25 protein-coding genes are annotated in these 22975 nt (G+C 69.8%); 6 read left to right on the top strand and 19 right to left on the bottom strand.

Going from position 1 to position 22975, the window contains the following annotated elements:
• Nucleotides 1-19: 19 nt before the first annotated feature.
• The 10 genes from AC0L6F_RS00330 to AC0L6F_RS00285 form a co-directional block, all read right to left on the bottom strand.
• Nucleotides 20-1258: a type II secretion system F family protein gene (locus AC0L6F_RS00330; protein ID WP_259611737.1), complete on the bottom strand. Its 1239-nt coding sequence runs from the start codon at nt 1256-1258 to the stop codon at nt 20-22.
• 9 nt (nt 1259-1267) lie between these two features.
• Nucleotides 1268-2410, bottom strand: coding sequence for a type IV pilus twitching motility protein PilT (locus tag AC0L6F_RS00325; RefSeq protein ID WP_473538781.1), 1143 nt, complete (start codon nt 2408-2410; stop codon nt 1268-1270).
• An 8-nt stretch (nt 2411-2418) separates the two neighbouring features.
• On the bottom strand, nt 2419-3144 hold the full coding sequence (locus AC0L6F_RS00320) for a hypothetical protein (RefSeq protein ID WP_473538780.1): 726 nt from the start codon (nt 3142-3144) through the stop codon (nt 2419-2421).
• Nucleotides 3144-3806, bottom strand: a complete 663-nt coding sequence (locus AC0L6F_RS00315) for a hypothetical protein (RefSeq protein ID WP_473538779.1) — start codon at nt 3804-3806, stop codon at nt 3144-3146. The genes AC0L6F_RS00320 and AC0L6F_RS00315 overlap by 1 nt, the downstream gene beginning before the upstream one ends.
• Nucleotides 3806-4825: a pilus assembly protein PilM gene (gene pilM / locus AC0L6F_RS00310; RefSeq protein ID WP_473538778.1), complete on the bottom strand. Its 1020-nt coding sequence runs from the start codon at nt 4823-4825 to the stop codon at nt 3806-3808. Before pilM ends, AC0L6F_RS00315 begins: the two co-directional genes overlap by 1 nt.
• Before the next feature lie 35 nt (nt 4826-4860).
• A complete protein-coding gene (locus AC0L6F_RS00305) occupies nt 4861-5712 on the bottom strand; it encodes a prepilin peptidase (RefSeq protein WP_473538777.1) in 852 nt (283 codons plus the stop codon).
• Nucleotides 5709-7178: a type IV pilus modification PilV family protein gene (locus tag AC0L6F_RS00300; RefSeq protein WP_473538775.1), complete on the bottom strand. Its 1470-nt coding sequence runs from the start codon at nt 7176-7178 to the stop codon at nt 5709-5711. Before AC0L6F_RS00300 ends, AC0L6F_RS00305 begins: the two co-directional genes overlap by 4 nt.
• Nucleotides 7179-7189: 11 nt before the next feature.
• Nucleotides 7190-7753 carry a type IV pilus modification PilV family protein gene (locus AC0L6F_RS00295; RefSeq protein WP_473538774.1) on the bottom strand — a complete coding sequence of 188 codons (564 nt, stop codon included), beginning with the start codon at nt 7751-7753 and terminating at the stop codon, nt 7190-7192.
• Entirely contained in the window at nt 7750-8229 is a 480-nt protein-coding gene (locus AC0L6F_RS00290; protein WP_259613376.1) for a prepilin-type N-terminal cleavage/methylation domain-containing protein, read from the bottom strand. The genes AC0L6F_RS00295 and AC0L6F_RS00290 overlap by 4 nt, the downstream gene beginning before the upstream one ends.
• 84 nt (nt 8230-8313) lie before the next feature.
• A complete protein-coding gene (locus AC0L6F_RS00285) occupies nt 8314-8787 on the bottom strand; it encodes a type II secretion system protein (RefSeq protein WP_473538773.1) in 474 nt (157 codons plus the stop codon).
• 234 nt (nt 8788-9021) lie between these two features.
• Between AC0L6F_RS00285 and AC0L6F_RS00280 the strand changes: the two genes are divergently transcribed.
• Nucleotides 9022-10152, top strand: coding sequence for a serine hydrolase domain-containing protein (locus tag AC0L6F_RS00280; protein ID WP_473538772.1), 1131 nt, complete (start codon nt 9022-9024; stop codon nt 10150-10152).
• 32 nt (nt 10153-10184) lie between these two features.
• On the opposite strand, the gene AC0L6F_RS00275 is transcribed toward AC0L6F_RS00280, so the two are convergent.
• Both AC0L6F_RS00275 and AC0L6F_RS00270 read right to left on the bottom strand, forming a co-directional pair.
• Entirely contained in the window at nt 10185-10523 is a 339-nt protein-coding gene (locus AC0L6F_RS00275) for a type II toxin-antitoxin system PemK/MazF family toxin (protein ID WP_473538771.1), read from the bottom strand.
• Nucleotides 10520-10774, bottom strand: a complete 255-nt coding sequence (locus AC0L6F_RS00270; protein WP_473538770.1) for a CopG family ribbon-helix-helix protein — start codon at nt 10772-10774, stop codon at nt 10520-10522. Before AC0L6F_RS00270 ends, AC0L6F_RS00275 begins: the two co-directional genes overlap by 4 nt.
• A gap of 184 nt (nt 10775-10958) precedes the next feature.
• Between AC0L6F_RS00270 and AC0L6F_RS00265 the strand changes: the two genes are divergently transcribed.
• Entirely contained in the window at nt 10959-12311 is a 1353-nt protein-coding gene (locus tag AC0L6F_RS00265) for an HNH endonuclease signature motif containing protein (protein WP_473538769.1), read from the top strand.
• A gap of 172 nt (nt 12312-12483) precedes the next feature.
• On the opposite strand, the gene AC0L6F_RS00260 is transcribed toward AC0L6F_RS00265, so the two are convergent.
• Nucleotides 12484-13479, bottom strand: a complete 996-nt coding sequence (locus AC0L6F_RS00260) for an aldo/keto reductase (RefSeq protein WP_473538768.1) — start codon at nt 13477-13479, stop codon at nt 12484-12486.
• Nucleotides 13480-13770: 291 nt separating this feature from the next.
• Nucleotides 13771-15489, bottom strand: coding sequence for an AMP-binding protein (locus tag AC0L6F_RS00255; RefSeq protein ID WP_473538767.1), 1719 nt, complete (start codon nt 15487-15489; stop codon nt 13771-13773).
• A 125-nt stretch (nt 15490-15614) separates the two neighbouring features.
• Between AC0L6F_RS00255 and AC0L6F_RS00250 the strand changes: the two genes are divergently transcribed.
• Together AC0L6F_RS00250 and AC0L6F_RS00245 are read left to right on the top strand one after the other, a co-directional pair.
• The gene (locus tag AC0L6F_RS00250; protein WP_259611719.1) at nt 15615-16058 is read left to right on the top strand and encodes an OsmC family peroxiredoxin; all 444 of its coding nucleotides are present in this window, start codon (nt 15615-15617) and stop codon (nt 16056-16058) included.
• A complete protein-coding gene (locus AC0L6F_RS00245) occupies nt 16058-16516 on the top strand; it encodes a hemerythrin domain-containing protein (RefSeq protein WP_274635836.1) in 459 nt (152 codons plus the stop codon). Before AC0L6F_RS00250 ends, AC0L6F_RS00245 begins: the two co-directional genes overlap by 1 nt.
• A gap of 215 nt (nt 16517-16731) precedes the next feature.
• Here AC0L6F_RS00245 and AC0L6F_RS00240 read toward each other — a convergent pair whose 3' ends face one another.
• Nucleotides 16732-17964, bottom strand: a complete 1233-nt coding sequence (locus AC0L6F_RS00240; protein ID WP_473538766.1) for an MFS transporter — start codon at nt 17962-17964, stop codon at nt 16732-16734.
• Nucleotides 17961-18614, bottom strand: coding sequence for a helix-turn-helix transcriptional regulator (locus AC0L6F_RS00235; RefSeq protein ID WP_473538765.1), 654 nt, complete (start codon nt 18612-18614; stop codon nt 17961-17963). The genes AC0L6F_RS00240 and AC0L6F_RS00235 overlap by 4 nt, the downstream gene beginning before the upstream one ends.
• Nucleotides 18615-18675: 61 nt before the next feature.
• On the opposite strand from AC0L6F_RS00235, the gene AC0L6F_RS00230 reads away from it, so the two are divergent.
• Both AC0L6F_RS00230 and AC0L6F_RS00225 read left to right on the top strand, forming a co-directional pair.
• Complete coding sequence (locus AC0L6F_RS00230; protein WP_473538764.1) at nt 18676-19209, top strand: DUF488 domain-containing protein; 534 nt, start codon at nt 18676-18678, stop codon at nt 19207-19209.
• Nucleotides 19202-19720, top strand: a complete 519-nt coding sequence (locus AC0L6F_RS00225; RefSeq protein WP_473538763.1) for an O-acetyl-ADP-ribose deacetylase — start codon at nt 19202-19204, stop codon at nt 19718-19720. Before AC0L6F_RS00230 ends, AC0L6F_RS00225 begins: the two co-directional genes overlap by 8 nt.
• 3 nt (nt 19721-19723) lie before the next feature.
• Here the strand turns inward: AC0L6F_RS00225 and AC0L6F_RS00220 are convergent, their stop codons facing one another.
• From AC0L6F_RS00220 to AC0L6F_RS00210, 3 genes are all read right to left on the bottom strand, one after another.
• A complete protein-coding gene (locus AC0L6F_RS00220; RefSeq protein WP_473538762.1) occupies nt 19724-21181 on the bottom strand; it encodes an MFS transporter in 1458 nt (485 codons plus the stop codon).
• A 76-nt stretch (nt 21182-21257) separates the two neighbouring features.
• Nucleotides 21258-22262, bottom strand: coding sequence for an NAD-dependent epimerase/dehydratase family protein (locus tag AC0L6F_RS00215; RefSeq protein ID WP_473538761.1), 1005 nt, complete (start codon nt 22260-22262; stop codon nt 21258-21260).
• 205 nt (nt 22263-22467) lie between these two features.
• Complete coding sequence (locus AC0L6F_RS00210) at nt 22468-22866, bottom strand: ChaB family protein (protein ID WP_473538760.1); 399 nt, start codon at nt 22864-22866, stop codon at nt 22468-22470.
• Between the last annotated feature and the right edge of the window lie 109 nt (nt 22867-22975).

Genomic DNA, 22975 nt, shown 5'->3' with positions numbered 1-22975 from the left:
GTCGCCCGTCGGCGCGAGGTCAGCCGGTCTGGCTGAGGTCGCCGTACAGGGTGAAGATCGGCAGGTAGAGCGAGATGACCATGCCGCCGATGATCACGCCGATGCCGACGATCAGCACGGGCTCGATGGTGGAGGTGAGCTGGGCGGCCGCCGTCTCGACCTCGTTCTCGTAGAAGTCCGCGATGCTGGCGAGCATCTCGGCGAGCGTGCCGGACTCCTCGCCCACCGCGACCATCTGGGCGACCATCTGCGGGAAGACCTCGGCCTTGGCCAGCGGGCCGGCGAACGACTTGCCCTGGCGCACGGAGTCCTGGATGTCGGCGACGGCCCGCTCGATCTTCCAGTTGTTCGAGGCCTGGCCGACGATCGACAGGGCGTTCAGCAGCGGAACGCCGGCATCGAGCATCATCGACAGGCTGCGCGAGAACCGCGCGACGGCGATCTTGGTGGCCAGCGGCCCGAACACCGGCATCTTCAGCTTGATCGGGTCGACCCGGCGCCGCACGGCCTCGGTGTCCTTCTTGGCCTGCCACCAGACCGAGCCGCCGATGACCAGGACGATCAGCAGCGGCAGGATCCACACCATGTTGTGCGAGGTCACGACCAGGATCTGCGTGGGCAGCGGCAGCGACTTGCCGATCCCGGCGAACATGCCCTCGAACACCGGCACCACGAACGTGACCATCGCGACCACGCCGAGGATCGCGATGATCAGCACGACCATCGGGTAGGTGGTGGCCGACTTGATCTTGTTGTGCAGGTCGGCCTCTTTGGCGTACGTCTCGGCCACCGAGGTCAGCGCGTCCCCGAGGAAGCCGCCGGTCTCACCCACCCGGACCAGGCTCACCAGCAGCGGCGGGAACACCTCGGGCTGACGGGCGAGGGCCGCCGAGAACGCGGCGCCCGATTCGACGTCGGCCTGCACCGCGACCAGCGCCGACTGCAGCCGCTTGTCCTCGGACTGCTCGACCAGGATGCCGATGGTCCGCATCAGCGGCAGTCCGGCGTTGATCAGCCCGGCCATCTGCTTGGTGAACACGGCCAGCGTCTCGGACTTGACCTTGCGGCGGAATCCCGGGATCGAGATGTCCATGTTCAGCCCGGTCTTCGAGACCGCGGCCACGTCCAGCGGGGTGAGCCCCTGCGCGCGCAGCTTGTTCGCGACGGCCGTCTCGCTGGCCGCCTCGAGGGTGCCCTTCACGATGCCGCCGCCCGCGGCGTCGTGCGCCCGGTAGGAGTACTCCTGGATGAGTGCCATGATCCTGCCTCACTGCCCCCGGGTGAGCTGCCAGCTGTCGGCGTTGCTCGACCATGCCTCGGCGTCGAAGTCGCGTGCGCGCATGCGGACCCCTTCCAGCGAGGACGGGTCGACCGCGTAGGCGGTCGCGACCTGGCGCGAGATCGTGCCCTCTTCGACCAGGCGCTTCAGGTCCTGGTCGAGGGTGTGCATGCCCAGGGCCGAGCCGGACTGCAGCGCCGAGTACAGCTGGGCGATCTGGCCCTCGCGGATCATGTTCGCCACCGCGGGGGTGTTCACCAGCACCTCGGTCGCGATCGTGCGTCCGGTGGTCTGCGCACGCGGCAGCAGGGTCTGGCTGATGATGCCCTGCAGGGTGTCGCCGAGCTGCGAGCGCACCTGGTCCTGCTGGTGCGACGGGAACGCGTCGACGATGCGGTTGATGCTCTTGGTGGCGCCCTGGGTGTGCAGGGTCGACAGCACCAGGTGGCCGGTCTCGGCGGCCGACAGGGCGGTCGCGATGGACTCCGGGTCGCGGAGCTCGCCGACCAGGATCACGTCGGGGTCCTGGCGGAGCACGCGGCGCAGGGCTTCGGAGAAGGATGCCGTGTCCGAGCCGATCTCGCGCTGGTGGATGAGCGCGGTGCGGCTGGAGTGCTGGAACTCGATCGGGTCCTCGACCGTGATCACGTGGGCCGGCAGGGACGAGTTGATGATGTCGACCATCGCGGTGAGGGTGGTCGACTTGCCCGAGCCGGTGGGGCCGGTGACCAGGACCAGTCCGCGCGGCTTGAGCGCGAACTCGCGGATGATCGGCGGGGCGCCCAGCGCGTCGAGCGAGAACACCGTGCTCGGGATGAGGCGCAGCGCGACCGCGACCGCCCCGAGCTGCCGGAACACGTTGACGCGGAACCGGCCGACCCCGGCGACGGAGTACGACAGGTCGACCTCACCGGACTCCATGAACTCGGTGAACCGCTCGCGCGGCATGATGCGCGACAGGGCCGGCTCGAGCCAGTCCATCGTGAGGGCGTCGGGGAACTCGGGGATCGACACCAGGTCGCCGTCCACGCGCATCAGCGCGGGCTGGTTCTCGGTGAGGTGCACGTCGGAGGCGCGCGCCTCGGCGGCGGCCTTCAGCAGCAGGTCGACGGGGGGGACGGTCTCGAACATGGGATTCCTCACTCGGCCCGGCTGATGAAGGCGAGGGCGTCGACGGTCAGCGTGTAGGTGGCGGCGGTGTCGCCCGATGCCGCCGTCCCGGTCAGGGCCGAGTGCGTGACGGCGATCAGCCGCGGCCCCTTGCGCAGCTCGTCCAGGAACCTCGCCGCCGCATCCGGAGACGGCACGGTGACGGTGATCGTGAACGGCGCCTGGCTGCGCGGGTCGGCGGCGGGTGCCGGCGCCGGGGTCGCCGCGCCGCCGGCGGCCGCGGCATCCGTCGTCGCCGTATCGGTTCCGGAAGAGCCGGATGCTGCCGCGTCGGTGGAGGCGGTGTCGGCGGCGGGCGCCGGGGTCGGTGCGGCGGCCTTGCCGTCCTCGCCCACGGTGGTGCGCGGCGCGAACGACTCGGTGTCGGCGGCCGTCATCTGCGTGATGGTCGACTTGGTGGCGGCGGCGGCCGTGATCGCGATCTCGAAGGCGTCGTCCAGCCGGCCCTGCGCGGTGATCTGCCGGCGCAGCTGGGCGACCTCCTGCTGGGTCTGCGGCAGGTTCTTCTTGGCCGCCTGCAGCGCCTGCACCTGGATGTCGTAGCCCTGGTTGGTCTGGGTCACCTGGGCGGTCTGGCCGTCGGTGGTGACGGACTGCGAATACAGCGGCAGGGCGACCGCGACGACCCCGATGACGACGACCGCGAGGACGACGAGCAGACCGAGGAGGTTGATGAGCTGCTTGGGGAGCGACATCACTTCTCCTTCTTCGCGTACAGGCCGGTGTAGGCGGTCTGGTCGAGCGTGGCCGACAGCTGGTAGGTGTATGTCGGCTTCTCACCGTCGGCGGTGGCCGCGGTGAGGTCGACGGCGTCGGCGTCGATGACGCCCTCGGCGCTGCGGATCCCGCGCACCGTCGCGACGATGTCTATCGGCGTGGTGCTGGTGACGGTAAGGGTCGCGGTGACCCCGGCCTGGGTGTCGGGGGCGTCGCCGTCGGCCGGCAGCGCGCCGGTCGTCATGTCCCACCCGGTGACCTGCGCGTTGCCGGGGACGAGGTGCTCGAGCTTGTCGAAGACCGGCGCCCATGCGACATCCGTCCCCATCGCCTGGGTGCGGTACGTCTCGAGGTCCTTCTGCAGGGCGCGGGTCTTGCTCACGTCCGAGAGGCCGGAGAGCTGTCCGAGCAGATCGGTGGTCCGGGCGTTCTCGGTCGCCAGCCGCTGATCGGCGAGGACGTTCAGCGCATAGGTGCCGGCCGAGGCGGCGGCGACCAGGACGACGGCCAGGACGACGCCGCCGAGCCAGCGGCGGGCCAGCCCCGAGCGGTCGCGGCGCTCGATCTCGCTGCGCGGCAGCAGATTGACGCGCGGGACCGGATTGAAGCCGGGCAGGGCGGCGGCACGTGAGAAGGCCATCAGCGTCCTCCGTCCAGAGCGATGCCGGCGGTGCCGACGAGGTTGAGGGCGAGGTCGGCCGAGCCCAGCTCGATCGAGCGCGAGTGGACCACCTCTTCGGCGGTGACCGGCGCCAGTCGCGCATCGATCGCCGAGGCGAGGGCGTCCACGACTCCGGGCACCGCGACGCCGGCGCCGCACAGGCGCACGGTGTCGACGCGCGCCCCGCCGGGGCGGTTCGCGTGGAACTCGAGGGTGTTGCGGATGCGGGCGGCGAGGTCGGTGATCGCGGCGCCCGAGGCGGATGCGGCGCGCAGGGCGGCCCGGCCGCGCAGCGGGGTCTGCTCCGGCGGCACCGTCTCGAGGATGGCGTCGGCCTCGGCGACCGCCTGCATGCGGGCCGCGACGGCGGCCGTCTCGAGGTCGGCGGGGATGATGCGCACGAACTGCGGGGCGCCGTCGACGGTGACCACGACGTAGCTGGTGTGGTCGCCGATGTGCACGACGGCCAGGCACTCCCCCGGTTCGGCGAGGACCTTCGCGGCGCGGGCGAGTCCGAACGGCACCAGGTCGACGGCATCCACGTGCAGCTTGGCCTTGGCGAGCGTGGTGATGAGGTCTTCGATCGTCTCTGAGACCGCGGCGACCAGCAGGCCGTGCAGCATCCCGTCTGCCTGCGCCATCGGGTAGAAGTCGAGCACGGCCTGGTTGACCGGCACCGGCAGCAGCTCCTGCACCTGGAACGGCAGCGCCTGCTTGAGCAGCTGGGGGCTCATCGCCTGGGTGGAGTGCTCGCGCACGATGATGCGGCGGCTGCCGACGCCGAGGGTGACGTTGTGCGCACTGATGCCGGCGCGGCTCCACAGCTGCCGGAGCGCGAGGGCCACGGCATCCTGGTCGAGGACCTCGGAGTCCTTCGCGGCGTCGGGCGGCAGCGGGATCTCTCCCGCCGCGACGATGCGCGGGTTGCCGCCGCGGGTCAGCTCGACCGCGCGGACGCTCTCTTCGGTGATCTCGACGCCGACGATCGTCTTCGCCATCTCACACGTCCCTTCCGGCGCTGTGGCGCCTCACGTCATCCATGCAGCAGTCCCAGATACCAGGCGCCGAGGGCGGGGCCGGCGAAGATGCCGACCCAGGCGCCGGCGAGCATCCACGGCCCGAACGGGATCGCGGTGCGCCGCGAGGCGCGTCGGCTGACCAGCAGGGCGATGCCGAAGATGCCGCCGAGCAGGAACGCGGCGAATGCGCCGACGATCAGGCTCGCCCAGCCGAGCCAGCCGAGGTAGAGGCCGAGCACGCCGGCAAGCTTGACATCGCCGCCGCCCATGCCGCCGGGGCGGATGAATCGGAGCAGCGCATAGAAGAGGTACATCACGACCATGCCGACGCCCGCGCGGATGAGCGCGTCCCAGTCGGCGGTGAACAGGGATGCCGCGCCCAGCAGCACGATCGCGACGATATAGCTGGGCAGCACGATGCTGTTCGGCAGCCGGTGCACGTCCAGGTCGATCAGCGTGAGCGCGATGCTGATCGCGGCGAGGTAGAGGAAGGCGACGAGCACCAGCCACACCGCCGGCTCAGCGAGCGAGATCCCTGAGCGAGCGAAGCGAGACGAAGGGCCGAGACCTCCCAGCATCCACCACGCCACCGCGACGAAGGCGATGCCGGTGGCCAGTTCGATCGCCGGGTACTGGGCTGAGATCCGCTGTCCGCAGTCGGAGCATTTGCCGCGCAGCGCGAACCACGAGACGACGGGGATGTTCTGCCAGGGCTTGACCGTGGCGTCGCAGTTGGGGCAGCGGCTCTCGCGCGTGAGCGGGATGCCGGCGGGGACGCGGTATGCGACCACGTTCAAGAACGACCCGATCACGAGGCCGAACAGGCCGGCGAAGACCAGGGTGAAGGCGAGGACGGGGGTGGTCATGGGATGTCCCGCTGGGAGATGAGGCCACCGAGCACGGTCATCGTGGCGCCGGATCCCGAGCCGCCAGGGCCCGTGCCCCATTGCCCGGGAAGCGCCATCTTCGACGTGTAGATCGTGATGTCGCCGCCGTCGTTCAGGCTGCCGCTGTACATCGCTCCGGTCCACGTGCCGCCGTTGCCGACGGTGATGTCGCACGGCGTGTACATCATCGTGTTCACCGTCACCGAGATGGAGGCGTCCGTGACGATCTTGTAGTCGGGCGTGTTCTTCTTGCCCGTGGCCGCACAGGTCGGAGTGTTGTCGGCCGTCGTGTCCGGGACGATGAACCAGGACTGCGGGTCCGTACCCGGCTTCGGCGAGAGATTGAGCGTGCCCAGCGTGTAGTGGTTCGCGATGAAGACGAGGTTGACGCCGAGCGTGGCCGTCGAGTTCGCGCCCTGCGCGGTGTCCATCCCGCCGCTGCAGGCGCGGGCGTCGACGACCGTGTTCTTCGTCAGGCCCGTCACATACGAGGTCCAGAACGTGTTGAACTTGCCCGTCCAGTTGGTGCAGTTGTACGGAGTAGACGTACTCGTCAGCGTGACGATGTCATACCCCGGCCAATCGGCGCTGAGCGTCGAAGCCGGGTAGTCGAACCACGGCTCGAGGCTCGGCTGGCCCAGTGTCGTCGACCAGAGGATGCCGCCCTTGACGTGGGTGTTCTCGGATGCCGGCGACTTCAGGTTGTTGCCCCAGCCGGCCGTCACCGTCGCCGTGGAGGGCACCGTGAGCGACCCCGTGATCCCGGGCGAACCCGCGACCAGCACGTTTCCGACCACTGCCGCTCCTCCCTGAACCACATCGCTGTTGTTGAGGTAGAGCGCGTATCCGCTCGCCGGGTTCAGCCCGCCGGCGTACACGCTGCCCTGAATGGTGCATCCTGACTGACCCTGGATCGACCCCTTCGTGATGATGTTGCCCGGCACGACCGTCTTGCACTCGAACAGCCCACCGCCGGGGAACAGGATCGTGGCGAGATCCCCACCGGTCTGTGCCATGACGTGATTGGTGAAGTACACCGAATCCGAGCCGGAGTTGAAGAAGACGAGCTCTGCCTCGCCTGACATCGCCGGCGATGTCGTGTAGTCGTAGACCGCCTGCAATGTGGTCGTACGACCATCGGCACCCGTACCGACCGAGCGGAAGGTCACCTTCCCACCTTCGCAGGTGCTCGTGACGGAGTAAACGGGGACGGTGCCGGAAAGGTGCACATCGCAGACGGCGCCCGTGCGGTGCGCGCCGGTGATGGCCGCGGCCATGCCGGCGTCGGCGGCAGCGCGGGATTGAACCGTCCCACGACTGTGGGCAAGACCGCTCGTCGTGTTCGTCACGATGGCGGCAAGGGCGAGGCCGCCGATGCTCAGCACCATCATGATGATGAGCACGACGACGAGCGTCGAGCCGCTGTCCTCACGTATGCGTCGCATGGCACTCTCTCTCACCAGCACGAGCTCACCACGCCGTCTGTCTTGGCCTGTGCGATCACTGATCCGGTGATCGGCAGGGAAACCGTCCCCGCCGTCACGGTGAATCGATAGTCCAGTTGCGTGCCGGTGAGCGTGAAGGGCACTCCCCCGCCCTCCACGCTCACCGACGCGTTGTCCCCTTGAGCATCCGCTGGACCGATCAGCGGAGTCCATGTTGTGTCGACCGTCCCGAGCGCGGCCGTGCCGTGCTTGTAGACGATCGCCTTTTGGTCGGTGAGAGCCCAGGCTCGGCACTCCCACCCCGTTGTTCCGGTCGCGACTCGTGCCACCAGCATCCGGCCGTCCACGTGGACGGCGTCCGCGTTGCGGATGGATGCCTGCAGCATGTCGGTTACGACCTGAGCCTTTCCTGTCGCCACATCTCGATCACGGGTGTTCGTCTGCGACGTGATCCCCGAGATGAACAGTGAAGCGAGAATCCCTGCGAACAGGGCCCCGACGGCGATGTAGATGATGAGTTCGACGAGTGTGATGCCCGCGTCCCAGCCGCGCGGCGCCGTCTTCGAGCTGGTCATGTCGCGTTCACCACGATCAGCGTGGGCAGCGACACGAGCGTGTGACCGCCCTTGTCCGTCACCGCCACCGTCATCGCCACCGTTCCCGGCAGCGTGCTCGGGCACCCGGACGTGGTCACCTTCGCCGACAGGCCACTCCCGGTCGGTCCGGGAATGCCCGAGATCAGCGGCTGAGACGATGCGAGCGTGATGCCCGTGGCATCCGCCCCCGTCTTCAACTTCACGATGCTCTGCGCGAGCGCCGTGCAGGTGGACGTCGTCGAGTCGTTGGGATACAAGGTGCGGATGGCCGAGACCTGCGCGTTCGCGAGGCTCGTCGCCGCCACCAGCGACTTGTTCGTGGAACTTGTCCGGGTCACTCCCACCAGCAGAGGGAGCAGGGCGAGTGCGATGACCGCAAGCAGGAACATCGCGATGATCAGTTCGACCATGCTGAAGCCGTCGGCCGTGCCGCGACGATGTTCGTGTTGACGCATTGCGCTCACCCCCTCCCCACAAGGCAGTGCTGGCTTATCCCGGGGTCGGCGTTCGGGTCGCCGGCCCCGGGAAGTGGTGGGCTGCTAGCAGCCGGGGCCGGAGGTCGCGGCTGAGGCTGCCGCCTTGTACGTCGGTGCGTCCGGGTTGTAGGCACTAACGCAGAAGTTGTCGGTTGTCGTCGTCCCGGCGGTGAACCCCACGGTCACCACCATGCCGTCCTTGTTGAGAGCGGTCAGCGACGGAGCCGCGTCCGGTGCCTGCGCCAACTGCGCGGCGGCGGATGAAGCGCCATTGGCCGCAGCTGTCTTCACAGCGTTGTCAGCCGCATTGCCCTGGATGTTCAGGAAGATCGGGATGGCGATCGCGGCGAGGATGCCGAGGATCACGACGACGATGATGAGCTCGATGAGCGAGAAGCCGGCTTCGCCGTCTTCCTTGCGGGCCTTGTCGGCCTCGATCATGTTGTGGATGGTGCGCATGGAATGCTCCTGATTGGTGTAGGTCGATGCCGACCACGGGCGCGCCAAAGCGAACGCAACCGCAGCCAGAAATGGCATCCAGAGCTGCTCCCCATGACCAGCCCTCTGACGCTGAACATTAGAGCGTTCTCATGTTAACCGTCAAACGATTCCATGGTAACGATTCCATAACGGCTCATAAATGCCTGTTCAACTGCTACTTCTGGCGCCCGAAGAAATCCGCCCAGGCAAGGAGATCGCTCCTCACGTGAGCGGTTTCTCATCTTCGAGTCCGGGCGCCAGCATCCCGTGCGGTCGTGACACAGTGAAGGCATGCGTGCACAAGAACTCGACCGCGTCGTCGACGCGTCCGTCACCGCCGGAGCCCCGCTCGTCATCGCCGGCCTGACCGATCCGGATGCCACCACCTACCTGCACGCGGCCGGCGCCGATGCCGCCGCCGACACGGTGATCGCGCTGTATTCGGCGACCAAGGCGTTCACCGCCACGGCCGCGCTGCAGTGCGTCGAAGACGGGCTCATCGACCTCGACGCCCCCGCCCGCGAGTACGTCCCCGAGATCGCCGAGCTGCAGGTGCTCACCGAGCTCGACGATGACGGCGCGGTCCGCACGCGGCCCCCGGTGCGCGACATCACACCGCGGATGCTGCTGCTGCACACCTCCGGCCTTGCGTACGACATGTTCGACAAGCGGTATGCGATCCTCGCGCGCGAGCGGATGCGGCATCCGTCCGCCACTCCGCTGCGGGATTCGCTCCACACGCCGCTGCTCCACGACCCGGGCGAGCGGTGGACGTACGGCACATCCATGGACTGGATCGGCCTGATCGTCGCGGCTGTGCGCGGAAAACGGCTGGAGGATGTCTTCGCCGAGCGGATCTATGCTCCCTGCGGCATGACCTCGACCTCGTTCGACGTGACGCCCGCCATGCGCGCCCGCTTGGCGACGGTCCACCGTCGACAGCGCGACGGGTCGATCGTGCCGACGAAGGTGTCGCCGCCGGATACGCCTGAGCTCGACATGGGTGGCCAGGGACTGTTCTCGACCGTTCCCGACCTGTTGGCACTGCTGCGCGTGTGGCTCGGCGACGGCTCGGCACCGGGCGGGCAGGTGCTCCGGCCCGAGACCATCCGGTGGGCTGTGCAGGGAGCGCCCGGGATTCACCCCACTCCCCTGCCCTCGGCGATTCCGGCGCTGACGCGCGAGGCCGACTTCTTCCCGGGGCAGCGCAAGTCGTGGGCGTACTCGTTCCTGCGCAACGACGACGACGTGCTCGGCGGGCGCCGGGCCGGCTCGCTTACGTGGGCCGGCCTGCCGAACGTCTTCTACTGGATCGACCGCGCCTCGGGCGTTGCTGCGGTCTGGGCCGCTCAGCTGCTGCCCTTCTTCGATCCCGTGGCCGAGGAGGGCGTCGCGGCGTTCGAGCGTGCCGTGTATGCGTAGGTGGTGCCGTCAGCGCGTGCACGCAGCGGGTGTCAGAGAGCGAGTGAGAGACGAAGCCCGGCCGCGATTTCATCACGGTATGCCGGAGGCAGCACGGCGACCGTCTCGAGGATGCGGGTGACATCGACTGTCGCCAGCTGGGTGACCACAGCGACCGAATCGCGGCGCAACCGGGTCACGGCCGATTGCAGCAGGACGTTTCCCGGATACTCAGCCAGATCGAGGTTCGATGTGAGCGCAACCAGCATGGTCGTAGCCAGCCGCGATGCGTTGAACCGATCGTCCTGGATGATCACGGCCGGACGCCGCTTGGCAGGTCCGCTGTCGATGACGGCTCCCAGATCGACGATGACGACCTCACCGCGCCTCACCACGCGTCGTCGTCCAGCACGCCGAACACAGCGGCGGCATCGGCGGCCCACGCCCGCCGTTCTTCGGTGGCACGTACCCCAGATCGGGCGATGGCCGCATCCAGTCGCGCCGTGACGTCGTCGCCGTCAAGCTCGGCGAGATACCGCTGTGCGGCGGTCGCGAAGAACGCCGAGCGGCTCACTCCGAGACGCTCGACTTGTTGCTCCACCCGACGGAACACGTCGTCAGGGAGCGAGATCGCAGTCTTCACAATCCAAGTATAACCCGGTATGACTCAGTCTCGGAGGGCCCCGGCGTTCGAGCGTGCCGTGTACCACGAGTGACGTAGCTGCGTTCGGATTGCATCGCTTCCTCCCCAGGCGGAGGCTGAAATTGGTTATCCACAGATTTGCGGATTTCCTTGATCCTGTCTCGTAGCTCTGTACTATTGAAGTATGGAAAACGGGCTCAGCGGACTCGCCACCGACCTCGCCGCGCTGCAGGCGGCGTGGGCGGGCAACCGCGCGGTCCCGGCATCCGAGCTCACCCGCCCGCAGCTGGTCGAGGTGCTCGATCGCCTCGGTGACATGTCGCGCCGGCTCGACAGCGTCCGGGCCGAGGTCGCGACCGAAATCGATCGTGAGTCGCGGCCCGAACTCGGCGCCGATTCCCTCGCCAAGCAGCACGGATATCGAAGCCCCGCCGCGATGATCGCCGCCACCACGGGAATCGGCACCGGCGACGCCAACCGGCTCGTGACCGTGGGTAAGGCCATCGCCCCGCGACAGACACTCACCGGCGAACCGCTCCCCGCCCGGCATCCGCATGTCGCCGCCGGCGTGAAGGCCGGTCGACTCGGGCAGCAGGCCGCCTCGATGATCATCGGGATGCTGGAGCGCGTGGCGGTGCGATCGTCAGCGGAGGAGCGCGAGGTCGCCGAACGCACCCTGGTGGAGCGGGCGCCCGGGCTCTCGCTCGATCAGCTGCGCAAGCTCGTCGTCCATGCCGAGGCCTGGCTCGACCAGGACGGCGCCGCGCCCTCTGAGCGTGAGAAGCACGGCGAACGCTTCCTGCGGATGTACGAACGCGACGGCTTCCTGTACTTCGACGGCAAGGTCGAGATCGTCTCCGGCGCACCCCTGAAGACGGCGGTCGAAGAACTCGTCTCGGCGGCGTTCCGTGCGACCAAGCAGGACGTGGTCCAGGGCGACGACGATGCGATCCGCCCCACGGTGGCGCAGCTGCAGGCGGATGCCCTCCTCCTCCTCGCCGAGCACGCGCTGGGATGCGAGCACGACGACCTGCCGTTGAACGGAGCGACGGTGGTCGTTCGGATGACGCTCCAGACGCTCACCGACGGCCTGGGGCTGGCACAGATCGACGGCGTCGACAAGCCCATCTCTCCCAATGCGGCCCGTCATCTCGCGGCGACCTCGGGAATCATCCCGGTCGTCCTCGACGGAGCCTCCGAGGTCATGGACTGGGGTCGCGAGAAGCGCCTCTTCACCAAGGCGCAGCGTCTGGCTCTGGCCGAGCGGGACGGCGGCTGCGCGATGTGCAACCTCCCGGTGCACATGACCAAGGCGCATCACCTGAACTGGTGGCTGCGAGATCGCGGCAGAACCAACATCGACGAGGGCGTGCTGCTCTGCGAGTCGTGTCATCATCGGATCCACGACAACGGCTGGGAGATCGAGATCGAAGGCCGCGGCGTGACCGCGCGGGTCTGGTTCATCCCGCCGCCGACGGTCGACTCGTCACGCACTCCGCGTCTGGGCGGCAGAGCCCGGTTCGACTACGCCGCCTGATGCCGGGGGTGGGGTGTGCCTGCGCCGCGCCGCGGCCGTCTCAGCGCCGTCTCCGTGACTCAGCGTGACCGCCGCGCCGCCGCCCTCTCAGCACCGCGTCATCGCCGACCCTGCACAGACTCGCCGCCTCATCGCGGACTCAGAGCAGACTCGCCGCGGCCGCAGCACGGCCTCACCACTGCGGGTGGATCTGCTCCCGCAGGTGCCGGTCGTACACATCGTGCACGACGGCGTCGAACGCCGAAAGGTCCAGCGCCGAGCCCGGCTCGAGCAGAGCGGCCGCCTCGGCATTCGCCGTGGCCTGGGCCACGCTGCGCGCACCAGGGATCACGGCCGTGATGCCGGGACGCGACGCGATCCACGCCAGCGACGCCACCGGCAGACTCACGCCCTCCGGAAGAGCGGCCGCGAGCTCACCCGCGGCGATCAGCCCGGTCTCGTACTCGACCCCCGAGAACGTCTCACCGCGGTCGAACGCCTCACCGTGCCGGTTGAAGCTGCGGTGGTCGTTCTCCGCGAAGCTCGTCGTGGCCGTGTACCTGCCGCTGAGCAGCCCCGACGCCAGCGGCACTCGCGCGAAGATCGCCACGCCGGCAGCGGCGGCGGCCGGCAGCACCTCGTCGAGCGGCTTGAGCCGGAACGGGTTGACGATGATCTGCACGTTCGTCACGCCGTACGCGATCGCGGTCAGCGCCTGCGCACACGTCTCGACAGAGACGCCATAGGCGGCGATGGCGCCGTCGGCGACCAGGGACTCCAGAGCGTCGTAGGTCGCGGCATCCTCGATCACCTGGGTGGGCGGGCAGTGCAGCTGCACCAGATCCAGCGTGTCGACGCCGAGGTTGCGCCGGCTGCGATGGGTCCACGTGCGGAAGTTCTCGGCCGAGTAGTTCTCCGGCCGCTGATCGAGGCGGCGGCCCATCTTGGTCGCCACCGTGATGCCGTGACCCGGCCGCGCCGCGAGGAAGCGCCCGATCAGCGCCTCGGACCGCCCATCACCGTAGACGTCGGCCGTGTCGAACAGGGTGACGCCATGATCGGCGGATGCCGCGAGCACGGCGAGCGCGTCATCCTCACTGACATCTCCCCAGTCCGCGCCCAGCTGCCAGGTGCCCAGTCCGATCGCCGAGACGTCACGCCCGGTGCGCGCCAGGGAGTTGTGTCGCATGGATCCAGCCTGGCACAGCGGATCGAAGTGCCGCACATCGCCGGGCGGCGTCAGTTCGTACGGTTGAACTGTCGCTGTTGCGCATGATGAGGCGGGATCGCGTGCAACGGCGACAGGTGAACCGTGGGTCCGGGCGCTTCGTCTCGTCGCTGCGCTCCTCGCTCAGCGAGCTGGGAGGGTGCTGCGCTCCTCGCTCAGCGAGCTGTCATCTCCCGGCGCTTCGTCTCGTCGCTGCGCTCCTCGCTCAGCGACCTGGGAGTGTGCTGCGCTCCTCGCTCAGCGAGCTGGGGGTCAGCGGTAGTCGCGATCGAGGTGCTGACCCGCGGCATCCCCCGCCACGACCCGCTCAGCCTCGCGCGCACGCAGATCCACCCGGCGGATCTTGCCCGAGATCGTCTTGGGCAGATCGTCGACGAACTCGATGATCCGCACCCGCTGATGCGCCGAGAGCCGCTCACGCGCGTGGGCGAAGATCGCCCGAGCTGCGGCATCCGGATCCGTCGCCGCACCGGCCGTCAGACAGATGTAGGCCTTCGGCACCGCGAGCCGCAGCTCGTCCGGACTGGGCACGATCGCGGCCTCGATGACCAGATCGTGCTCGAGCAGCACCGACTCGAGCTCGAACGGCGAGATCTTGTAGTCCGACGCCTTGAACACGTCGTCGGCCCGACCCACATAGGTGAGATACCCGTCGGCGTCGCGCGACGCGATGTCGCCGGTGTGGTGGAACCCGCCGGCACGCGTGGATGCCGTCGCCTCCTCATCCTCGTAGTACCCGGCCATCAGACCCAGCACCGGCCGCGACAGATCCAGGCACACTTCGCCCTCGTCTGCCGCGATCTTGCCGGTCGCCGGATCCACCAGCACCACCGGGTAGCCGGGCAGCGGCCGCCCCATCGACCCGTCTGTGACCGGCTGCCCGGGCGAGTTGCCGACGCAGCAGGTCATCTCGGTCTGGCCGTATCCGTCGCGGATCGTGGAGCCCCAGGCATCCCGCACCCGATGGATCACCTCGGGGTTCAGCGGCTCGCCCGCACCCACCAGCTCGCGCGGCGGGTGCGTGAGCTGGCCGAGATCGGCCTGGATCAGCATCCGCCACACCGTCGGCGGCGCACACAGCGTGGAGACGTGGTGCGTCTCCATCACCTGCATGAGCACCCCCGCGTCGAAGCGGTCGTAGTTGAACACGAACACCGTCGCCTGCGCCAGGAACGGCGAGTAGAAGCTGCTCCACGCATGCTTGGCCCAGCCCGGAGACGAGATGTTCAGATGGACGTCGCCGGGCCGCACGCCCAGCCACCACATCGTCGACAGGTGCCCGATCGGGTACGACACCTGCGTGTGCGCGACCAGCTTGGGGCGGTTCGTGGTGCCCGAGGTGAAGTACAGCAGCCCCGTGTCGGCCGCCGGCGTCGGCGCATCCGGCTCGAAGTCCGTCGCGGCGTCGGCTGCGGCATCCCACCCCGTCCACCCTTCGGGCAGATCGTCGCCGATGCCGATGCGGGCGACGGATGCCGGGACCTCCGACAGCCGGTCGGCCAGAGCGGTCAGCGTCACGATCGCGTCGACCGCGCCCTTCGAGACCCGATACGCCACGTCGGCGGCCGACAGCAGCGTCGAGGTCGGGATCGAGACGGCGCCGATCTTGGCGATGCCCAGCATCACCTCCCACAGCTCGATCGTGTTGTTCAACATCACGATCACGTGCGAGCCGCGCTGCACGCCGAGGGTGCGCAGCCAGTTGGCCACCTGGTCGCTGCGTGCCGACAGCGCGCCGTACGACCACGACTGCGCCGACAGGTCGGCCTCGACGATCGTGACCGCCGCCCGGTCGGGATGCTCGCCGGCGACCACGTCGAACCACTCGAGCGCGAAGTTGAACTCGGACAGCTCGGGCCAGGCGAACCCGCTCACCGCCCCGTCGTAGTCGGTGGCGTGCGCGAACAGGAAGTCCCTCGCCTCGCGGACGGACTCCGTGCCGGCCGTGGCCGCTCGTCCCTGCGCTGGCATGTGCACTCCCTTGCTCGTCCGACGAACGGAAGCCTACTCAGATGAACCGTGCCGCACCCGGTCCGAACGCGATAGTGTTTTTACACACGAATTCGTGTGGAAATTACGCAGACGATGGGAGCGACATGAGCCTCGCGGTACGCAATGCGACGACGACATGGGACGGCAGCCTGGCCGCCGGGACCGGCACGTTCGGGAACACCAGCAGCGGCGCCCTCGACGGCCAGCAGGTCACCTGGGCATCACGGACCGAGGCGCCGGGCGGCAAGTCCAGCCCCGAAGAGCTGCTGGCCGCCGCGCACTCCTCCTGCTTCTCGATGGCACTGGCGCTCACGCTGGGCGAGCACAAGACTCCCCCGCAGCGACTCGTCGTCTCCAGCGAGGTCACCCTCGACCCGGTCGACGGCGTGCCCACCATCACCACCTCGAAGATCACCGTGCGCGGACAGGTGCCGGGCGTGGATGCCGCGACCTTCGCATCGATCGTCGACGAGGCCGCGGCGCTCTGCCCGGTCTCACGCCTGTTCGCGGGCGCGACGATCACCGTGGACGCGCAGCTCGAGGACTGATGTCCGACGGCACGCAGCTCGCCGATGCGCTCACCGGCGAGCACCACGCCATCGACGCCGGCATCGAGGCCTCCCTCGCAGGCCCCGATGCCGGCCCCGGCCCCCTGCGCGAGGCGATGACCGCCCTGCGCCGCCACATCTACCTCGAGGAGGAGTTCCTCTTCCCGCCGCTGCGGGCCGCCGGCATGATGATGCCGATCCTGGTGATGGAGCGCGAGCACGGCGAGCTGTGGCGGCAGATGGACAGCCTCGAGGACCTGCTGACGGATGCCGCGGCCGACGCGGCGCAGCAGGCATCCCGCGAGCTGCTGGCGCTGCTGGACAGCCACAACAGCAAGGAGGAGCCGATCGTCTACCCCCGCGCCGATGCCGATCTGTCGGCGGAGCAGCGGGAGCAGCTGGCCCGGTTTTTGGACGCTGGGACGATTCCCGACGGCTGGGTGTGCGCGAAGGCCTGATCAGCAGGTCCCTGAGCGAGCGCAGCGAGACGAAGGCCGGTCCCTGAGCGAGCGCAGCGACCTGCAGTCAGGTCCCTGAGCGAGCGCAGCGAGACGAAGGGCCGGCCAGCAGCCACCGCGCTTCGTCTCGTCGCTGCGCTCCTCGCTCAGCGAGACGAAGGCAGGTCCCTGAGCGAGCGCAGCGAGACGAAGGGCCGGCCAGCGACCTGCGCGGCTCACGCGACGATCGCGCGCGTGCGGGACAGGAACGCGTTCACCAGCCCGGTGGCCACCACGACGGCCGCCGAGACGATCGGCAGCAGCAGGGATGCCTCGGTGCCGGCGCGCGCAGCGACCTCGCCGGTCACCGCCGAGCCGATGGCCTGGCCGACGATCACGGCCGAGCCGAGGATCGTCATCACGGTGGCCGAACGGCCGACCGGGCTGCGCTCGGCGCCGAAGCTGTACTGGGTGACCAGGGTCGGCCCGATCCCGATGCCGATCACGGCGAGCGCGGCGATCATCGTCCCGACGCCGGTCACGAACGGCAGCGCGAGCGTGCCCGCCAGGATCACGGCGCCGAAGACGAGCCAGCGAACGGACCGGCGGAACGACTCGGGGAACACCGCGACCGCCAGCGCGAGCGTCGCCGATCCGATCCCCATCACGCCGTACAGCAGCCCGGCCCGCTCGGGCGCGCCGCGATCGTCCATGAACGCGGTGAGTGAGGTGAGCATCGAGCCGAAGAACAGCCCGACCCCGAGGATGCCGACCACCACCACGAGCAGCGTGGGCCGGAACAGCTCCGACACCGGGCCGACGGCGGCGCCGTGCGAGCGGGTCTGCGGCGGCGGCGCGGTGGGATGCAGGGCGAACGCTCCGACGAACACGACCGTCAGCACGGCCGCCCCGACCAGCGGCGCCCACGGTGCGATCAGCGAGGCGAGCACGCCGACGATGAACGGCCCGATGACGAACACCGTCTCGTCGGCCGCCGATTCGTAGGCCATCGTCGCGTTGAAGACGCGGTCGCGGCGGTCCGGGGCGATGCGGGCGCCGATGATCGTCACCAGTCGCGAGCGCGACAGCGGCGCCACCTGGGGTGCGGTCGCCCCGATCAGGAACGCGCAGACGAGCATGGCCGCATCGGGCAGCGTGCTGTACGCGATCCAGGCGAACAGCGCCAGCACGATGCCGTTCGCGGTGCCGACCAGCAGCAGCACCGCCCGCTGCCCGAAGCGATCGGCCGCCGCGCCCAGCAGCGGACCGAAGCAGGCGGTGCCCAGGCCCACGGCGGCCGAGGTGAGTCCGCCCAGCGACAGCGATCCGCGCGCCGAGACGACCAGCGTGAGCACGCCGACCACCATCATCGCGAACGGCAGCCGCGCGATGAACGCGACGACGAAGTAGGGCAGGCCGGTCTGGCGCAGGAGGGTGGTCCCCACCGGCGGCGCGGAGGCGTCGGTCATGGGTGGGGGGTGCGCTCCTCGACCTCGGTGCGGCCGGACAGGTGCGCGACGCACACGTCGGGGCGCTCGTGCCGGACCAGGCGCTCCACCTCGGTCGAGGCATCCCATTCCTGAAGCGCGCCCTGCATCAGTCCCAGGTGGACCGAGCACACGACCTCGGGATGCTGCTGGGCGAGCTCGAGGAACGGGCAGTGGCACACGCTCAGCTCGTCGGCGGCCTCGCCGCGGGTGGGGCAGAATCCCACCCGCTCGAGCATCAGCACCAGCCCGCCGACCGGATCGTCGGTCGGCGTCTGGGCCGCTTCACGCCGGCCCCAGCGTCGTCCGGCGGCGATCGCCGAACCGGCGGGCTCGGGGGTGCGGGCGAGCTCGTCGACCAGGATCTCGGCCAGCATCCGATACCGGCGGGCGGCCGCGCCGTCCATCTTCCGCACCCGTCGGAACAGCTGCGCGGGGCGGCCCGGCAGGCCCCGGTCGTCGACGGTGCGCTCGACCTGACCGTCGGCAAGGAGCCGCTCGAGGTGGAAGCGGACCGTGTTCGGGTGAGCGCCGAGCCGGTCGGCCAGTGCCGCGATCGTCTGCGGCTCCCCCGCTTCGTCGAGGAGGCGCAGGACGTCCTCACGTCTGCTGGCCCGGATGCCGGATGCCATGTGGGCCATTTTACGGGCCGGAGCCGCCCGGAGGGTCGTCGGCCGTCCTAGAGTCGAGCCCATGGCTCCTCTGCGTGTGTGGACCATCGGCCATTCGACCCGCTCGGTGGACGAGCTCGTCGCGCTGCTGGAAGCGAACTCAGTGCGCGGCGTCGTCGATGTGCGCACCGTCCCCCGCTCGCGGCACACGCCGCAGTTCAACCAGGACGCACTGGGTGCGTCCCTGGCCGAGCGCGGCATCGCATACGAGCATCTGGCCGCCCTGGGCGGCTTGCGGCACACGACCAAGGCATCGGTGAACACCGGCTGGCGCAACGCGAGCTTCCGCGGCTACGCCGACCACATGCAGACACCGGAGTTCGAGGCCGGCCTCGACGAGCTGCTGCGCATCGCGCACGCGCGCCCGACGGCGATCATGTGCGCCGAGGCGGTGCCGTGGCGCTGCCACCGGTCGCTGATCGGCGACGCGCTGATCGTGCGGGGCGTGGCGGTGCTCGACATCATCGGGCCGGGGCCGGCACGGGAAGAGACCCTCACCTCGTTCGCGCACGCCGACGGACAGACGATCACCTACCCGGAGGAGAAGGATGCCTGAGCTGATCGCCGTGCACGGCGACATCACCCGGCAGGACGTGGACGCGATCGTCAACGCCGCGAACAACGCCATGCGCGGCGGTGGCGGCGTCGATGGCGCGATCCATCGGGCCGGCGGCCCCGATATCCTGCGCGACTGCATCGCGCGCTTCCCGCATGGTCTGGCCACCGGAGACGCCGGCTGGACCACCGCCGGCAGGCTGCCCGCCCGCTGGGTGATCCACACGGTCGGGCCGAACCACGCGGCCGGCGAGCGCGACCGCTCGCTGCTGGTCTCGTGCTACCGGCGCAGCCTCGAGGTCGCCGAGGAGCTGGGGGCTGTGAGCGTCGCGTTCCCGCTGATCAGCGCGGGCGTCTACGGCTGGCCGAAGCAGGATGCCGTGGCCGCCGCCGTCGAGACCGTCAGTGCCGCCTCGACCCGCGTGGCCGAGGTGCGTCTGGTCGGATTCGACGAGCGCACGTACCGCGACATCCGCGACGCCATCCGGGCGCTCGGTGGAACACAGGGCTGAGCACTACAGCCAGGCGTTGCCGTGCCGCTGACGCAGATCGCGGTAGGCGACCGCGAGTGCGACGACCACGATCACGACGATCGCGGTGAACCCGAGCATGAACGCGACCGACCAGTTGCTCACGGCCAGCACGGCGAACGCGAGCGCCGTGATCACGGCGATCCCGACCGAGGTGCCCACGCGCTGCCCGGTCTGCATGACGCCGCCCGAGCTGCCCGCGTACTGCAGCGGCACCTCGGCGAGGGTGAGCGCCTGGTTCGGGCTGATCACCGCGCCCTGCGCGATCCCGACGAAGACGAGGCTGCCCAGCAGCCACCACTCGCTGGCCAGCCCCCGCGCGTGCAGCCACACGACCAGGATGCTCAGCACCAGTCCGACGATCGCGCTGTAGAGGCCCCCGATCACGACCTTGCGGCCGAGCTTGGCGACGCTGCGCCCCGCCCAGAGCGCGGCGAACGCCGACAGGATGGAGCTGGGCAGCCCGACCAGCCCCGATTCCAGGGCGGTGTGGCCGAGCCCCTCCTGCATGTACAGGGCGACCAGGATCCACACGCTGGTCACCCCGAGGAAGTAGAGGCTCACCAGCAGCGTGCCGTTCGCGAAACTCGTCACCCGGAAGATGTGCAGGTCGACCATCGGCTCGCGGCCGCGATCCTTGTACCGGTTCTCCCACCAGACCCACAGCAGCAGGATGCCGATGCCGACCGGCAGCGCGAGCCAGACCAGCGGCGTGCTGCGGGTCTCCAGGAACGGCAGCATCACCGCCAGGACGGCGAGCCCGAGCAGGACGGACCCGATCGGGTCGAGGTCGTGGCCCGTGGCCGGGCGGAGCGGATCGGCGGGGAGGTTGCGGTTCAGCAGCGGCTTGGGGATCCAGATCGCGGCGAGGATCAGGGCGATGATGCCGATCGGCACGTTGACGAAGAAGATCCACCGCCACCCGGCATCCGGCCCCCCGGCCTGGATCAGCAGCCCGCCCAGCAGCGGGCCGATCGAGACCGACACCCCGACCACGCTGCCGAAGATGCCGAACGCCCGCCCGCGTTCGGCGCCGCGGAAGTACTGCTGGATCATGCCGACGGCCTGCGGGCTGACGAGTCCCGACCCGATGCCCATGAGCGCCCGGGAGAGGTTGAGCGAGAGCGGGTCGGCGGCCAGGCCCGACCAGATCGAGGTGGCCGTGAAGATCGCGACGCCGATCATGAACAGCGGGCCGCGCCCGTAGATGTCGCCGGCGCGGCCGGCGATGACCAGCCCGATGCCGAACGTGAGCGCGTACCCGGACAGCACCCACTGCAGCTCGGACTGGGTGGCGCCGATGCTGTGCTCGATGGTGGGCAGGGCGACGTTGATGCTGCTCACGCTCATCAGCGACATGAACAGCACGACGACCAGGACGCCGAGCACGCGCCAGCGGCGCGGGTCGGGCGTGTACTGGTCTGATCCCCGCGCGTCGGTCATCCGTACACAGTATCGCCGCGGGTCGCCGCGCCGACGGGCCGCCGGCGCGGTCGGGGTCTGCCGTGCTCGGGTCGATTCAGCCTGCGGCGCGCGCGGCGAGCAGCGCGCGCTCCTCGTCGTCGGTGAGGCCGGCGCCGTGCACCTCCAGGCCGTGTGCGTCCTGCCCGGCGGTCGCTGCGAGGATGTCGGCGAGCGTCTCGGCCAGGGGCCGCAGCGCGAGGCCGGCCGCCCGGGCGCGGGCGTTCGATCGGTCGCCCATGCCGTAGGCGTCCCGATCGGCCAGCCACAGCGGCAGCGAGCGCGGCCCGGCCCACTCGTTCACGTCGTGCGCGCGCAGCCACTCGGGCGAGGCGGCGGCGAGCGCGCCGGTGTGGCCGGCGACATCGCGGGCGGTCTGCAGGTGCGCGGGGAACGGCATCAGGTCGCCGACGGCGTTGAAGGTGCCGGCCGTCCGCTCGGCGGCCAGCCGCACGAGCCAGTCGGCCAGGTCGCGGACGTCGATGACGGATGTCGGCAGGTCCGGGGCATCCGGCACCAGCACCGTGCCCGCAGGAGTCGACGGATGGGCGAAGCGCCTCACCCAGTACGTGGTGCGGCCGCTGCCGTCGCCCGGCCCGCCGATCAGCCCGGGACGCACGATCGCGCTGCGTTCGGGCCCGAAGCCGGCCAGGACGGCGTGCTCGCAGGCGACCTTCGCAGGCCCGTACTGCTCCGGCCCGTCCATCACGTCGGCATCCAGCGGCGCGAGGGTCTCGGCGCTCTCATCCGCACCGCGCTCGGCGTGTGACGCGTACACGCTGACGGTCGACACGAACACGGAGATGCCGGCCGCCGGTTCGAGCGCCCGCACCGCCCGGCGCACCTGCCCGGGCTGCCGGGCGACGTCGATGACGGCATCCCACCTCGTCCGGGCGAGGGAGGCGAGTGCGTCGTCGCGGTCGCGGTCGGCGTGCACCAGCGCGACGCCCGGGGGGACGTCCGAGCCGCGCGCCACGCAGGTCACGTCGTGACCCGCGTCGCGCGCCGCCGCGGCGACCGTGCGGCCGAGCCAGGCGGTGCCGCCGAGGAGGAGCAGCTTCATCCCGCCAGTGTGGCAGACGGCTCGGTCACCCGGCCGGGTACGGATCCGCCCGCAGCAGAGTGTCGTCCAGCGGGCTCGACGTCGAGGGGTGGACGCCGGTTCCGCCCGACAGCGCGGCGATGGTCGGCCTCGCCACGCGCGAGATCACTCAGCTGCCGCTGCTCCCCCCATGAGGCGGCCCGCTGCCTCATGCGGCACGCCGCGCCTACTTCTGGCGCGCCTCGCGCGTCTCGCGCTTGTTCGCCTTCTCGATGGCGTCGACGAGCTGATCCTTCGACATCGAGCTGCGTCCGTTGATGTCGAGCTTCTTCGCCACGTCGTACAGGTGCTCCTTCGAGGCGTTCGCGTCGACGCCGCCATGGGAGGTGCCGGACGAGCCGCGCCTGCTCTTCGCCTTGCTGTCGCTCGGGCCGGCGTTGTCCTTCTTCTCCCAGTGATCGCCGACCTTCTCGTACTCATGCTTGAGCGCGGCGAACGCGGTGCGGTGGGCGCGCTCGCCCTCGCCGTACTCGTCGACGGCGGAGTCGTGGCTCTTCGACCAGATCTCCTGGGCGTGCTTCGGCGAGCGCTTGAGCGTGTCGGGCATTTCCTTCGATGCGGGCATGAGATCTCCCTTCCGTTCTTCTCACGGTACGTCGGCCGTCGCCGTCCCGTCAGGCCCTTGCGCCCAGAGCCGGAGCATGGCAGGCATGGGGCCGCGCAGGGCTCTCCCG

Source organism: Microbacterium sp. G2-16M, from assembly GCF_055809115.1.
Note: the sequence above shows the minus strand (reverse complement) of the source record. Positions and strands in the feature narration are given on the sequence as shown.